The sequence below is a fragment of the Sorangium sp. So ce124 genome (genome assembly GCF_051525235.1).
Lineage (GTDB): Bacteria > Myxococcota_A > Polyangia > Polyangiales > Polyangiaceae > Sorangium > Sorangium atrum.
The window spans coordinates 10,876,703-10,891,906 of record NZ_CP150312.1 but is presented as its reverse complement, the minus strand read 5'-3'; the positions used below and the strand labels follow the sequence as shown (position 1 = coordinate 10,891,906).

The following is a 15,204-nucleotide window of genomic DNA, read 5'->3' as shown; positions in this document are numbered from 1 at the left end:
TCGTCTCACCAAGCTCTTCCCTCGTCGTGACGTCAGGCCCCGGGGAGGGTGCTCGGCGCCCCTCCCACGCAATGAGAAAGAACTTGGACGACGAACTACTGGCCAACCCTCGCCGGCGCCTTTACCAAGGTAGGGCTGCGCGGACCGGCCGAGGGTCGCCGGCCCGCGCCCGTCCGCCGGCCCTTCAAGCCCAACCAGGAACGATATGACCGAAGCGACCGACAATCCCCTGCTCACTCTCGGCTTCGAGATCCCGTTCGATCGCATCCGGAGCGAGCACGTCGAGCCCGCGGTGCGCGCGCTGCTCCAGGACGCCCGCGCCCGGCTCGACGCGCTCGTCGCGGCGCCCGGCCCCCGCACCTACGACAACACCCTCGCCGCGCTCGAGGCCGTCACCGACCGGCTCGACCGCGCCATGAACGTCGTCTCGCACCTCGAATCGACGTCCACCACGCCCGCGCTGCGCGCCGCGTACAACGCCGTCCAGCCGGAGGTCAGCGAGTTCCTGAGCGGCATTGCCCTCAACGAGGGCGTCTACGGCGCGCTCAAGGCGTACGCGGCCACGCCCGAGGCCGCGGCGCTGACCGGCCCGCGGCGCCGCTTCTTGAAGAAGACCCTCGACGATTTCCGGAGGAGCGGCGCCGAGCTCGACCCGGCTGGCAAGAAGCGCCTCTCCGAGATCGACGTCGAGCTCGCCACGCTCACCCTGCGCTTCTCGCAGAACGTGCTCGACGCGACGAACGCCTTCGAGTTCGTGGTCGAGGACGCTGCCCGCCTTGCCGGCCTGCCGCCGAGCGCGGTCGAGGCGGCCCGCCAGGGCGCCAAGGACAGGGGCATCGAGGGCTACCGCTTCACGCTGCAGGCGCCGAGCTACATCCCGGTGCTCACGCACCTCGACGACGCCACGATCCGCGAGCGCTTCTACCGCGCCTTCAACACGCGGGCGACCGAGGGCGACCACGACAACCGCCCGCTCATCCGCCGCATCCTCGAGCTCCGCGGGGAGAAGGCGAGGCTGCTAGGCTACGCGAGCTTCGCCGATCTCGTGCTCGAGGACCGGATGGCGAAGACGGGCGCCGCGGCGCGCCGCTTCGTCGACACGCTGCGGGCGCGCACCGAGCCGGTCTTCGCCCGCGAGAAGGAGGAGCTCGCTGCCTTCCGCCGCGAGATCGAGGGCCCGGACGCGCCGCCGCTCGCGCCGTGGGACGTCGCCTACTACGCCGAGAAGCTCCGCCGCGCCCGCTACGATTTCGACGACGAGGCGCTCCGCCCGTATTTCCCCCTGGATCGCGTCGTCTCCGGCCTGTTCGAGATCGCCCACCGCCTTTACGGCGTGCGCATCGCGCCCTGGCAGGCCGCCCCCACGTGGCACCCGAGCGTCCGCGCCTACCAGCTCGTCGAGCCGGACGGCGCCCAGAGCGCCGCCTTCTATCTGGACTTCGTGCCGCGGGAGCAGAAGCGCGACGGCGCCTGGATGCACGGGCTCGTCACGGGCGCGCCGAGCGAGGATGGGCGCGCGGCCGGCGAGGACGCGCGCCACCTCGAGGTCCTCGCGGGCAGCTTCACCCCGCCGGTCGGCGGCCGCCCCGCGCTGCTCAACCACCGCGAGGTCGAGACCCTGTTTCACGAGTTCGGCCACATGATGCACCACGCCTCGAGCCGGGTGCCGATCCGGAGCCTCGCCGGCACCAACGTCGCCTGGGACTTCGTCGAGCTCCCCTCGCAGATCATGGAGAACTGGTGCTGGGAGCGGGAGGCGCTCGACCTCTTCGCGCGCCACCACGAGACGGGCGCGCCCGTCCCGGATGACCTGCTCCAGCGGATGCGCGCGGCCCGCACGTTCCGCGCGGGTGCCGTGACGATGCGGCAGCTCGGCTTCGCCGAGATCGACCTCGCGCTCCACATGGACTGGACCGGAGAGCAGGGTGATGTCGTCGAGTTCGCGCGCGAGGTCCTCGGGCGTTACTCGCCCGTCCCGTTGCCCGAGGGCTACGCCATGATCGCCGGCTTCTCGCACCTCTTCTCGAGCCCGGTGGGCTACGCCGCGGGCTATTACTCGTACAAATGGGCCGAGGTGCTGGACGCCGACGCCTTCTCCCGCTTCCAGGAGGAGGGACTGTTCAGCCGGAAGGTGGGCGACGCGTTCCGGGGCCAGATCCTCGCGCTCGGCGACACGCAGGACCCGATGGATCTCTACAAGAGCTTCCGCGGCCGCGAGCCCACGCTCGACGCCCTGCTCCAGCGCAGCGGCCTCGCCTGAGCCTCCCTGGGCGGGCCCCTGAGCCTTCGGGCGGCTCCCCGGGCCCCCCGAGCGCCGCGGTCCTCCACGACGCCCCCACGGCCCCTCACGGGCCGCGGGCCCGCTCCCAAGGCGCTCACGGCCCCCCCACGGCTCCCCGACACCTTGGCCCCAGGGCACACGCTACCGGAGCGCGCAAGCACACTTCTTCATCAGCTCCCGCGCCCGGGCCGGTGCAAAAACGATGGCATCCCTGATCCGTGACCACTGGTCTATCGAGAACCAGTGCCATTGGGTGCTCGACGTCGCGTTTCGCGAGGATGAGAGCTGCATTCTGTGACGATGGTGCGGCTGATGACGCGTCGGCTGTCCCACCCGGCGGCGGAATCCGCCCTGCTGCCCACCACGGAACCCACCATCCCGCCGCTGCTGCCGCTCCCATCAGCCCGCCCGATGTTGGCGTTTCCGCCGGCCGGGTTCAACAGCATAAATCAGGCTACTTACTGCTAGACGCGCTCTCAGGGGATCGCGACGATACTCACGGATACACGGGGCAATGCCGGCCGAGGTGGCTCCTGGGCGGGGGAAAAGATGGACGCGACGTACGTCATCAAGGAGGTCCTCTCCACGAGCAAGAGAGCTGTGCTCTATCGCGGAGTCCGCGCCGCAGACGGGCAGCCGGTCGTCCTCAAGGTCCTCGCTCCGCAGCACCGCTCGCAGCACCTCACGTGGTTGAAGAACGAGTATTCGATCCAGAGCGCGCTGAATATCCCGGCCGCCGTGATGCCCATCGCCCTCGAGACCTACGAAGGCAGGCCGGCCCTCGTCATGGAAGACTTCGGCGGCGAGTCGCTCGATCGAGCGGTCGGCCCGCCGATGGACGTCGCGGAGTTCCTGCGGCTCGCGATCCGGATCGTCTCGGCTGTGGCGGATATCCATCAGCGGAACGTCGTCCACAAAGACATCAAGCCCGACAACATCCTCGTCCACCCCACGACGGGCGAGGTCAAGCTCATCGATTTCGGGCTCGCCTCGACGCTGCCGTGCAATTGGCGGGCGAGCGCTGGCCTCCGGCAGATCGAGGGCTCGCTGCCCTATATGTCGCCCGAGCAGACCGGACGAATGAACCGAGCGCCCGACGAGCGGAGCGACCTCTACTCGCTGGGGGTGACGTTCTGCCAGATGCTCACCGGCAAGCTGCCCTTCCAGGCGGCCGACCCCATGGAGTGGGTGCATTGCCACATCGCCCGCTCGCCCATCCCCCCCGCGGAGAGCGCGCCCTGGGTGCCGGACGTCGTCTCGGCCATTCTCATGAAGCTGCTCGCAAAGGAGGCCGACGACAGGTATCAGAGCGCTCGCGGGCTCCGGCACGATCTGGAGAGGTGCCTCGAGCCATGGAGCTCCCGCGGCACGATCGAGCCGTTCCCCCTCGGCGAGCGGGACGTATCCGACCGCTTCCAGATCCCGCAGAAGCTCTACGGGCGCGACAAGGAGATTTCCGGGCTGCTCTGCGCCTTCGAGCGCGTCGTCCGCGATGGAGTCCCCGAGCTCTTGCTGGTCTCCGGCTACGCCGGCGTCGGTAAATCGGCGCTGGTGCGTGAGCTTGAGAAGCCCATCGTCCGCGAGCGGGGCTTCTTCGCCTCGGGGAAGTTCGAGCAATACAAGCGCGACGTCCCCTATGCCACGATCGTCGCGGCGTTCACCGGGGTCGTTGACGAGATCCTCGCCGAGAGCGAGGAGAAGATCGCCGCCTGGAAAGAGCGGCTCCTCTCGGCCCTCGGCGCGAACGGGCAGCTCATCGTGGACGTGATCCCGCCGGTCGAGCTCATCATCGGCCGGCAGCCGAACGTCCCTTCGCTGCCGCCGGCCGAGGCGCAGACCCGGTTCAAGCTCGTGTTCCGGCGCTTCATCGGCGTCTTCGCCCGGAGGCCGCACCCGCTCGCGCTCTTTCTCGACGATCTCCAGTGGGCCGGCCCGGCGAGCCTCGAGCTCCTTCAGGATTTGATGACCCACGCCGAGGCACGCCATCTCCTCGTCATCGGGGCATACCGTGACAACGAAGTGCCCCCCTCGCACCCGCTCACGCTGGCGCTCGACAGGGTGCGGAAGGAGGGCGCGCGCGTCGCCGACATCGTGCTCGGCCCGCTCTCCAGCGAGCACCTCACCGCGCTCGTCAGCGATACCCTCCATTGCTCCCGCGAGCGCGCCGCGCCGCTCTCGCGCCTCGTCGAGGAGAAGACGGCCAGCAACCCCTTCTTCGTGATCCAGTTCCTCACCGCGCTCCACGACGAGCGCCTGATCGAGCTCGACGCGCTCGCGGAGGCGTGGCGGTGGGACATGCGGAAGATCTACGCCAAAGGCATCACCGACAACGTGATCGACCTGATGGTCGAGAAGCTCGCGCGGCTCCCTGAGCGAACCCAGAAGGCGCTGAGGCAGCTCGCCTGCGTGGGGAGCACCGCGGAGATCTCCATCCTGACCCGCGCCTTCGGCCGCTCGGAGCAGGATCTCTACGAGGATCTCTCGCCGGCCGTGCGAACCGGGCTCATCCTCCGCCTGGAGGGCGCATACCGATTCCCCCACGACCGCGTCCAGGAGGCAGCCTATTCGCGGATCCCGGAGCGGCTGTGCGCGGAGGCGCACCTCAAGATCGGCCGCATCCTCCTGTCTCTGCTGTCAGAGGAGACAATCGCAGAGCAGGTCTTCGAGGTCGCGAACCACCTCAACCACAGCGTCGCGCTCATCACCGACCCCCGCGAGAAGGACGCGCTCTACAGGCTCAATTTCCAGGCGGGGAAGAAGGCGAAGGCTTCAATCGCATACGCGTCGGCCCGGCGCTACCTGACGCGGGCGGCGGCCCTCTTGCCGAAGGACGCCTGGACCGCTCGGTATGAAGACACGTTCGCCCTCTATCTGGAGCTCTCCGAGTGCGACTACCTCGTCGGCGAATTTCAATCGGCGGACGAGCTGTTCACGATGCTCCTCGGCCGCGCCCGGAAGGCCGCCGACCGTGCCAAGGTCTACAGCTTGCGCATGAGGCACTACCTGGTCTCGGGGCGATGCGCCAACGCAGCGACGGTCGCGGTCGAGGCGCTGGGGCGCTTCGGGGTGAAGCTCCCCGCGTCGAACGATGAGATAGAGGCGGCGTTCGCCGCCGAGCACGAAGAGGTCCTGTCCCTCCTGCGCGGCCGGCGCATCGCCGACCTGGCCTCTCTGCCGGTGGTCGAGGACCCCGACGTGCGCGCGATCCTCGGCCTGCTCGTCGACGCCATGCCGTGCTTCTTCCTCTCGCGGCCGAAGATGTTTGGCCTGCTCGTCACCAAGATTTTGAGCTTCTCTCTGCGATATGGGAACACCGAGGAGTCGTGCGCCGGCTACACGGGCTATGCCATCATGCTCGTGGCGGTCTTCGGCGACATCCCGTCGGGCTTCGCGTTCTCTGAAATGTCGCTGCAGCTGAACGAGAAATTCGACGATCGCAAGCGGCGGGGGATGTTCCTTCATGTCCACAGCAATCTCAGCTTCTGGCGGAGGCACATCGCGAGCTCGCTCTCGATTCGGGAGCGGGCGTTCCTCGCCTGCCTAGAGGTCGGTGATCTGGTCATGGCCGGGCACTGCGCCTTCGGGCTCGTGTGGCATCTTTTCGAGAAGGGCGACCCGCTCGAAGAGGTCCTCGACACGTCGCGGAGGTATGCCGCCTTCGCCAGGCAGAGCCACAACGACGCTGTGTTCCATACGATCCGGCTCGAGCAGCAGTTCGTGCTGAGCCTGGAGGGCGTGACGCCCTCGTCGGCTGGGCTCGACGACGGCCCCTTCGACGAAGCCGCCTCTGTCGCGGCGATCGTGAGCGCGGCGTTCGGCGGCGGGCTGGCTGTCTACTACGTCATAAAGCAGATATCCGCGTTTCTCTCCGGGCAGTATGCCGAGGCGCTGGAGGCCTCCGCGCTCGCCGCGGGCGTGCTGGCCACCGTAATGACCCTGCCGATCGAGGCCACCCACCATTTCTATCTCGCGCTTACGCTGGCCGCGCTCTACCCCGAGGCCCCGGCGGCGCGGCAGCAGGAATTCGCGCAGACCCTCGAAAAGGAGCTCCAGAAGCTCAAGCTCTGGGCGGACAACTGCCCCGAGAACTCGCTGAACCGCTATGCCCTCGTGGCGGCCGAGGTGGCCCGCATCGAAGGCCGGGAGCTCGAGGCCGAGCGCCTTTATGAGCAGGCCATCCGGTCGGCCGGGGAGAATGGTTTCATCCAGAATGAGGGTCTTGCCTATGAGCTCGCGTCCGCGTTCTACCGCGCGCGCGGGTTCGACCAGATCGCGGATGGGTACCTGCGCGAGGCCCGCGCCCGCTACGTGCGCTGGGGGGCCGACGGCAAGGTGAGGCAGCTCGACAGGCTCTACCCAGGGCTCGTCGAGCGGAGGTCGCTCGCGCCCACCGCCACGCTCGCGGTCGGGGCCGAGCGGCTCGACGTGCTGTCGGTCGTCAAGGCGTCGCAGGCCATCGCGCGCGAGATCGTGCTCGACGACCTCTTGAGGAGGCTCGTCGAGGTCGTGATCCAGCAGGCCGGGGCGCAGAAGGGATACGTGATCCTTTGCCGAAAAGGCAGCCTCATGATCGAAGCCGAGGCCCTCCTCGACGAGAAAGAGGCGGCCTCCGTGAAGCTCCTCGGCTCGCTGCCGGCGACGCCCTCGCCGCTCTTGCCGGCCTCGATCATCAGCTATGTGTCGCGGACAAAGCAGCACGTGCTCCTCGCGAACGCCGCCGAGACGCCGACGTTCTCTTCGGACGAGCACATCGCCCGGACCCGGCCCAAATCGGTTTTGTGCTTGCCGATCCTCAAGCAGGCTGAGCTCGTCGGTATGCTCTATCTCGAGAACAACCTCGTCACCGGCGCCTTCACGAGCGAGCAGACGGAGGTGCTCGAGCTCCTCGCCGCCCAGGCGGCCATCTCGCTGGACGCCGCCCTGTGTCTTGCCGAGGAGCAGGCGGCGCGGGCGGCGGCGGAGGAGGCGGAGCGCCGTATGGCCTTCCTCGCCGAGGCCAGCGTGCTCCTCAACGCGTCGATCGATTACGAGCAGGTCCTGGGAAGGCTCGCCTCGCTGTCTGTCCGCGAGCTCGCCGACTCCTTCGTGATTGACGTCATCGAAGAGGGCGAGGTGAAGCGGATCTCGGGGACGCACGCCGATCCGGCCAAGCAGGTGTTCCTCGAGGAGCTCGCGAGGCGCTATCCGCTCCGGCCCGGCTCGCCGAGCCCGGCTGCCCGCGCGATCCGGACGGGAAAGCCGGTGCTCCTGCCGACGCTCACGGACGCCGAGATCCGGGCCATATGCGCCGACGGCGAGCATGCGAGGCTCATCCGCGCGACGGGGATTCAATCCGCGCTCTCCGTTCCGCTCATCGCCAGGGGAGGGCCGATCGGGGCGATCACGTTCGGCTCCGCCAAGCCGGGGCGCTATGAGAGCGCGGACCTCCGCCTCGCGGAGGAGCTCGCGCGCCGCGTGGCGATCGCGATCGACAACGCGCGCCTCCACCGCCAGACCGTGGAGGCGCTGCGCCTGCGCGAGGAGTTCCTATCGGTGGCGTCCCACGAGCTGCGCACCCCGATGACGTCGCTCACGCTCGCGCTCCAGGCGATGCTGAAGGCAGGTCGCGCCGCAGAGCCTCTCGAGTCTTCGACCCTGCGGAACCGCATCGAGCTCGCCCTCTCGCAGGGCCAGCGGCTGAACCGCCTCATCGACGAGCTCCTCGAGGTCTCCCAGATTGACACGAACGAGCTCTCCCTCGACCTCGCGGAGGTCGATCTCGCGGCCGTCGTCCGCGAGGTCGTCACGCGCCTCGAGCTCAACCTCGCGCGGGCCGGGTGCGAGGTGTCGATCCACGACGAGGGGCCCGCGGTGGGCTTCTGGGATCGGTCGCGGCTCGATCAGGTGGTGACCAACCTGCTCTCCAACGCGATCAAGTTCGGGGCCAGCAAGCCCATCGAGATCCACATCGGTCACCACGCAGGGATCGCGCGGCTCATCGTCAGGGATCATGGCATTGGCATTGAGACGGCCCATACGGCGCGCATCTTCGAGCGCTTCGCGCGCGCCGTCTCCACCAGGCACTATGGTGGGTTCGGCCTGGGGCTCTACATTTCCCGCTCGATCGTCCAGGCGCATGGCGGCTCGATCCGCGTCGAGAGCCAGCTCGGCGAAGGCGCTGCGTTCACGGTCGAGCTCCCATGCGCCGGTCCGCAGAAGGACGGCTGAGCTCTTCGACGCCTGGCGAGGAGCCTCTCGACGTCGCTAGCGGCCGGAGCCGCCCGATCAGGAACCGGGTGAGCGCGTACCCCGGCGGGGCCCCCGCGCCGCGCGAAGAGCACCGTCTCCTCGCGCCGGGCCCCCTTGGACGACCGCCCCGAGGAGGCGCCGGCGCTCATCGCGCCGGCCCCCGTGGGATCACTGTATCTTGAAGTTGCAGGCCGACAGCGTGGCCGTTCCGATCGTCTGCGTCATCGCCCAGTTCGCGAGCGAAGCGACGCTGGCCTGCTCGGACCTGAACGCGTAGTTGTTCGCGAGCTGCACCTCGGCGCCGTTCTTCGGCCGGATGTACACCGAGTACCGCTTCGCCGCCACGTCGACCACCATCCGGACGGTATAGGTCGTCCCGCCGGTGTACGGGAACACCTGGAGCGCCTGGTATCTCGCGCCGTTCCGGACGCGGACATTGCCTTCCTCGTCGAAGATGACGATCGCGGCGAGCTGGGTCCACTGGCTCGCGGAGCTGGTCGAGAGGCCGACCACGGCGTCGATCTTCGACGCGCTCGGCGTCACGTCCCAGGTCGCCGTGAAGGTGCCCCGCTGGGTCGACGGAAGCGACGTATTGAACCACTGGCCAGCGTTGACGACCGAGCACACAGGCGCCGTCGGCGTGGGCGTGGTCGGCGTGGGCGTCGGCGTCGTGGGCGTCGGCGTGGGTGTCGTGGGCGTCGGCGTCGTGGTCGTCGTCCCGAACTCGAACGCGCCGATGTCGACCGCGCCCACGGCCGTCCGCCGCTGCGCGGTGCCGACGGCCTGGAGCGCCGCCCTCGGCGGGTGGTACAGCGGCATCGCCAGCGGCGACGGGAACGTGCGCCCCGAGATCCCCGTCGTCGAGCTGACACCCGTGTTCCGCAGCGGGCTCGTCGAGAGCAGCGTCACGTCGCGGTTGCCGATGCTCGTGAAGCCGGGATCGCTCACGATCAGCGTCCCCGTGAAGCCGGAAGGCACCGTCGTGCCCGTGGGCACCGCGTTGTTGACGCCCTTGATGAGCGGGCTGCCGGTCGTCCAGCTCGCGTCGTCACGGAAGACCTGAACGCTCCCGCCCCCGACGCGATAGAAGATGTTGTTGTGCAGCTCGATGCTCTCGATGCCATCGAACAGGTGGATCGCCGCGCTCGACCCCGCCATCAGCAGGAACGTGTTGTTCACGAACCGATAACGCCCGTTGGTGTCGCCGGTGCCGTCGCCGCCGACGCGGATCACGTACTGCGTGTGCGTCTTGCGGAAGACGTTGCCGACCACATCGGAGTCCTCCCGCGCGAGCCCCGGATCCTGCCCGTCGGGGCCGATGAGCTCGAGGTCCTTGTAGAGCCCGCCCTCGATCCAGTTGTAATAGATCTCGTTCCGCTCCGCGCGGGTCTTCACCGCGTTGCCACCGATTGCATCGTGGACATAGCTGTGCTGCATCCGGAACACGGAACCCGGGTAGGCGGACTCGTCCGTTGCGATGTAGATCGGGTGCTTCTGCGTACCGTTACCGCAGTTATAGACCTCCACGTATTCCACCGTCAGCGAACCTGAATCGCTGTCGGCGCCCAGGATCCCGTGCGATGGGCAATCGTGGATCACGGAGTCACGGATCGTGACATCGTGCCCGTGCTGGAAGATGCACCGCGAGGTGCCGCCCGTCACATCGAACCCCTCGAAGACGATGTGGTTGGCGTTGAGCTCGATCGTGTTGGTCCCGCCCTTCAGGACGGGGCGCTTCCCGCCGACCCGCACGCCGCGGATCGTGATCTTCGAGGTGGGCGTGCCCCATTTCGTGAGCCTGATGTCACCCGAGTACGTCGCGTTGCCGTCGACCTCCACCACGTCGCCCGCCTGCAGTCTGCTGGCTACCTCACCGATGGTCTTGTAGGTGCGCGTGGGACCGACTTGATACGTCGTGCCGGCCGCCTGCTCCTCCGCGTCCAGCTCCTCTGCGGTCACGTCCTCGTCGAGCGGCGCGCAGCCGAAACCGACGATCGACACCGCCACGAGCGAAGCGATGAACTTACCGGCGGCAAACGACCGCGACCCAAAGCCTTGAGAAATCGAATGCATGGCTTTTTCTCCCCCGGCGTCGTCGAACCCCTGTGGTGAACAGGACCGTAACGGGCGAAAGCATCAGGGGGCAGAAGAGGAGCCTCCCGCTGCGTGCCTTCGCGCCGCGAACCATCGGTGCAGACCATTCAGCACCAGAGGGGCGGATACCGGCGCTCTCGTGAAACAACTTATTCCCGGATTAACACGACGGGTCAAGACGAAATGCTTTCGAAAACGAAACGAACACCCAATTAGGTCGCACACCTCGGCCGCTTTTCACATCGCGGTTGCAAATTTTCGATGCAGAACTGCAATGCGCAGTCCGTCCGCTGATGTAAGGAAGGTATAGAGAAGTGGTCGTCCGCTCGCTTGAATCCAGACGAAATCCCCGGGAAATGTGGGTAAACCTCCAATGCGACTGGGTTCTCCATGTCAGTCAACGACCTTTGCCTACCTTCCCCCGCATTCGCTATCTCGGCCGCGGCGCCTGTGAACCGAGCGAGGTCGCGCTTCCTCGGCGCACCGCTGCGCTGCAAGCAAGAAACAGCTCGCAGTCCTGCTCGATTGCTTGGCGGACGGTCCGCTATCCGGGTCGCGGCTGGCCTGCGCCGGTCGAGCGCCGATCGCCGTGTCCTTCGTCCGCGCGGTCGTGAGCCGCGCCGCCGGGGTCCATGCGCGCGACGCGGGCTCGCGGGAGATCGTGGAGAGGGACGACGGGCCGGCGCTCGACGGGGAGATCGGGGCGTCCGCGCGGCGCGCGCGGCTCGCCGAGCGCGGGAGATGGGCGAGAATCGGTGGGAATTGGCGGGAATCGGCGGGCAGGAGAGCGCTCAGCGCCTCCCCTTGAAGCCCATCATCTGCTGCACCACCGCCTCGCTCTCCTCGGCGATCGCGCCCTCCTGCGCCGCGCGGTCGGCGCAGTCCTCACAGACCTTCTTCTTCTTGCTTCCGACCTTGATCGTCTTGAGCTCGTCGACCTCGCTATTGCATTCGCGGCACGTGGGCATCGCCACACCTTCCTTTCGCCGCGCCAGCATATCGCACCGATCCCGCGCGCGCCGAGATCGCGCCGCGAGCGGACCGCGGGGCTCGCCCGCCCGATGTTTGGCCCGGACGAGCCCCGCGACCTAGGCTCGCCGCGTCACGAGGACACCAAGGAGGCTCCCATGGATCGGAGGCAGGGCGCGCGCGCTCAGGTTGACTTCCCCGTCTCGGCGCTCGTCGATGGCCACCGGCACCGGTGCCGCGCGATCGATCTCTCCCCCACGGGTATGGTCGTCGAGCGCGCGCCCGCGCTGGCGGGCCGGGCGCTGCCCGCCGTGACCCCGTTCGAGCTCGACCTCGGGGTCGGGCGCCCCATCCGGCTGCGCGCCCGCCCGGTCTGGGACCGCGACAACCTGCTCGCCGTCCGCTTCGTCGTCATGAGCGACGCCGACAGGCTCACCATCGCCGAGCACCTCGATCAGCGCGCCCACCGCCGCGAACCCCTCCATTAGAGCGGCGGTCTCCCGCTTCGGATACGGGCCCACCTCGACGTTTTCGGTGCTCAGCGCACCGGAGTGCGCTTGCGCGCCGAAAACGCCGATCTGGGCCCGTCTCCTGTGCGGGAGACCGCCGCTCTGCTCGGCATGGGGCAGAGGGGGGCGGAAACCGCTGGAGATGGGGTAGACGCCTGGGGCGTGGAGGCCTTGAGCTGGATCGGGGGGGTACGTCCTCGACACGATGCTCGCCTGCAAGGATGAAATCGCAGGATTGCAACACTGGGAGGATGCGCCCGGGACATCTATGCGAAATTTAAATCTATTTCCATCTTCTCGCAGTGGCATGTGAGCTGCTAATTCACGGACGAGCGTTGCTGGTGTGGCCTCTCCCCCCCGGGCCCCGGCGACGCTTTTTTCTTTTTGTCGCTCGATGGAACGACGAGCGGTGGACCACGCTCTACGTGCGTGGCTCTCTTCGCCGCCGCGCAGCGGAGATCGACGCCCGCGGAATGCTGGCGGCGGAGCGGCGAAGCTCGTCGAGCGCGTGCTCGGGCAGGCGCGGCGCGCGCGGCTCGGCCGCGCCTGGGTCGGGAGGGACGGCGCCTGGGTCGGGAGGGGCGGCGGGCGCGCGGGCGCCCAGGTACGGCCAGAGGCTCTCGCGGATGGGCGCCGGGAGGACGTTCTCCAGGTACTCGAGCGCGGTCCCGCGGAGGTGGGCGTCGTCGGCGTGGAGCGCCCTGTAGGCGATCTCGAGCGGCTCACGCTCGAGGCAGAGGGAGAGGACGCGGAACACGTGCTCCAGGCTGCGGCTCGTCCGCTCGACGAGCAGGCGCTCGGCCAGCGGCGCCTCGACCGGGGGCGCGACGTTGGGGGGCTGGGCGTCCCACACGCGGCGACCGATCGCGATCTCCCGCATCGCCGCCTCGATCACGTCGTCGCGCCGCAGGTGGACAGGCGCGCGCTGCTGGAGGAGCCGCGCGAGCGCGACGCCGCACTGATAACGCACCTCGAAGCGCTCATCGGTGAGGCCGAGCATCAGGCCTTCGGCGGCGCGCTGGGTGGGACAGGCCTGGAGCACCCGCGGGATGCGGCGCCGGAGGGCGACGCTCACGGACGGGTCGAGGAGCGCGTCGAGGAGCTGGCCGGTCGCGCGGGGGGCGACGGCGCGGAGCGCCCGGATCGCCTCGGAGGCGAGCCCCTCGCGCTCCAGGAGCGGGAGGAGGTGCGGCACGAGCGCGGGATCCGGCTCCCGGACGAGCGCACGGCGGATCCGCTCGGGATCACCGGAGCGGAGGTCGGCCGTGGCGGCGAGCACCGGATCCGACGCCAGCGCGGCCGAGGCGGCGCGCGCGGACAGCGGCCCGTCGACGCCCCTGCGATCGCCCGCCGGAGGCCGCGGCGAGCCCCCGGGGGCGGGGCCGGAGAGCGGCGCGGGGCCGGAGAGGGGTGAGCGGCCGGAGAGCGGTGAGCGGCCGGAGAGCGGCGGGCCGGGGTGCGACGTGCGCTCGCCGTCGGCAGGGCCGCGCCCGACGTCGGGCCGCGCCGCCGCGTTCCGGAGCGCAGCGAGCTCGGCGAGGACCTTGTCGCGGCTGAGCGCGTCGACGGTGCCGCTCAGGGTGCGGCGGGTGGTCGCATCGACGACGTTCGTCGGGTCGAGCGAGACGGCGCCGGAGCGCAGGCTGCCCTCGAGCGCGGCGACGTAGCCCCGGTGCAGCCGCGGCGTGAAGAGCAGCGTGACGCCCGCGGCCGCCGCGCCGAGGCCGAGCAGCAGCGGGAGCGACCCGCCCGGGGCGAGCACGAGCAGGCCCATCGCGAGGCCGCTGCCCGCCGCGGTGCCGATGCGGTCGAAGCCGACGTCGATGAGCGTCTTGATCGACCGCTTCTGGTCCGGGGGCAGGGGCGTGTAGAGGAGCTCGTAGCCCGACCGGAACAGCGAGTTCCGGAGCACTGCCTCCGTCGCGCGGACGATCGAGGCGGCCCAGAGCCGCGGCGCGACCACGAGGGAGAGGGTGCTCGTGACGACCGCGGCCGGGAGGATGCCGATGGTGGCGGCGAGCCCGAGCCGGTCGAGCGAGAAGGTGGCGGCGAGCGACTGCACAAGGAAAGAGAGCACGCTCACCGAGAGGTGGAAGAGCGCGAAGAACGAGAGCAACGCGTTGTGGTCGGTCATCGCGGCGGCCGCCTCGGCGCTGAGAGCCACGTCGAACAGCGCGCCGCTCACGGCGCCGAGCCCGACGAGCAGGCCGAGGTCGCGCAGGTGGCTGCTGTCGCGCAGCGCGGCGAGCCCTGACCCGCCGGCCCCAACCTCGGTGCGCCCGGCCCCAACCTCGGTGCGCGCCACCTCAACCTCGGTGCGCGCCACCTCAACCTCGGTGCGCCCGGCCCCAACCTCGGTGCGCGCCACCCCAACCTCGGTGCGCCCGGCCTCAACCTCGGTGCGCCCGGCCCCAACCTCGGTGCGCCCGGCCTCAACCTCGGTCCGCCCGGCCCCAACCTCGGTGCGCGCCACCTCAACCTCGGTGCGCGCCACCTCAACCTCGGTCCGCCCCGCCCCGCCGGCGGCGCCAGCCGCGCGCGCCAGCCCGGCGCCCAGGTGGTGGGTGGCCCAGGCGGTGAGCGCGCTCACCGCGGAGAGGGCGAGGAGCATCGTCGGGGCGTCGATGAGGCGGCTGGCGCGCCAGGCGAACAGGCCGCCGATCACCCCGCCGACCGTCCCGCCGCCCGCGATGCGCCCGATGGAGTGGCGGGCGGTGTGGGGGTCGAAGCGCTCGTTGACGAGCGACCAGAAGGCGGAGATGAGGGTCGCGCCGAAGACGGCGATGTGCAGGTAGAAGACGAGGGCGGCGGCGCCGGGCGCCCGCCGGGCGAGGCCCCACTCCAGGGCGAGGAGCGCGGAGCTCGCGGCGAACGTGGCCGGGACGACGCGCGCGGGAGAGAGCTGGAGGAGCGCGCGCGAGAGCAGGACGACGGCGCCGAACGACAGGACCGCGCCGGCGGCCATGACCTTGGGGACGTCGGCCGCGCCGAAGCTGCCGAGGAAGAGGGCGTCGCGGGTCGCCCGGCCGGCGACCTGCTGGGCGATCATCGCGCCCGAGGCGATGGCCGCGAGGAGAACGGGCCTGTCGCTCGCGATGTCCTCTCCCACCTGTGCCCCGGGCA

6 protein-coding genes and 1 pseudogene are annotated in these 15,204 nt (G+C 69.6%); 4 read left to right on the top strand and 3 right to left on the bottom strand.

What is annotated here, in order from left to right; genetic code table 11:
• The first annotated feature begins 205 nt into the window (after window positions 1-205).
• The 3 genes and pseudogenes from WMF19_RS40870 (at window position 206) to WMF19_RS40860 (ending at window position 8,488) form a co-directional block, all read left to right on the top strand.
• Window positions 206-2,260, top strand: coding sequence for a M3 family metallopeptidase (locus WMF19_RS40870; protein WP_437895327.1), 2,055 nt, complete (start codon window positions 206-208; stop codon window positions 2,258-2,260).
• 187 nt (window positions 2,261-2,447) lie between these two features.
• Window positions 2,448-2,564: pseudogene (locus WMF19_RS40865) on the top strand (ISAs1 family transposase); the annotation flags it as partial.
• Window positions 2,565-2,830: 266 nt separating this feature from the next.
• The gene (locus WMF19_RS40860; RefSeq protein WP_437895326.1) at window positions 2,831-8,488 is read left to right on the top strand and encodes an AAA family ATPase; all 5,658 of its coding nucleotides are present in this window, start codon (window positions 2,831-2,833) and stop codon (window positions 8,486-8,488) included.
• A gap of 189 nt (window positions 8,489-8,677) precedes the next feature.
• Here the strand turns inward: WMF19_RS40860 and WMF19_RS40855 are convergent, their stop codons facing one another.
• Both WMF19_RS40855 and WMF19_RS40850 read right to left on the bottom strand, forming a co-directional pair.
• On the bottom strand, window positions 8,678-10,582 hold the full coding sequence (locus WMF19_RS40855) for a hypothetical protein (RefSeq protein ID WP_437895325.1): 1,905 nt from the start codon (window positions 10,580-10,582) through the stop codon (window positions 8,678-8,680).
• A gap of 812 nt (window positions 10,583-11,394) precedes the next feature.
• Window positions 11,395-11,571 carry a hypothetical protein gene (locus WMF19_RS40850; protein ID WP_272104317.1) on the bottom strand — a complete coding sequence of 59 codons (177 nt, stop codon included), beginning with the start codon at window positions 11,569-11,571 and terminating at the stop codon, window positions 11,395-11,397.
• 159 nt (window positions 11,572-11,730) lie between these two features.
• Here WMF19_RS40850 and WMF19_RS40845 point away from each other — a divergent pair, with 159 nt between their 5' ends.
• The gene (locus WMF19_RS40845) at window positions 11,731-12,060 is read left to right on the top strand and encodes a PilZ domain-containing protein (protein WP_272104316.1); all 330 of its coding nucleotides are present in this window, start codon (window positions 11,731-11,733) and stop codon (window positions 12,058-12,060) included.
• A 442-nt stretch (window positions 12,061-12,502) separates the two neighbouring features.
• On the opposite strand, the gene WMF19_RS40840 is transcribed toward WMF19_RS40845, so the two are convergent.
• Entirely contained in the window at window positions 12,503-15,190 is a 2,688-nt protein-coding gene (locus WMF19_RS40840) for a hypothetical protein (RefSeq protein WP_437895324.1), read from the bottom strand.
• Window positions 15,191-15,204: the final 14 nt, after the last annotated feature.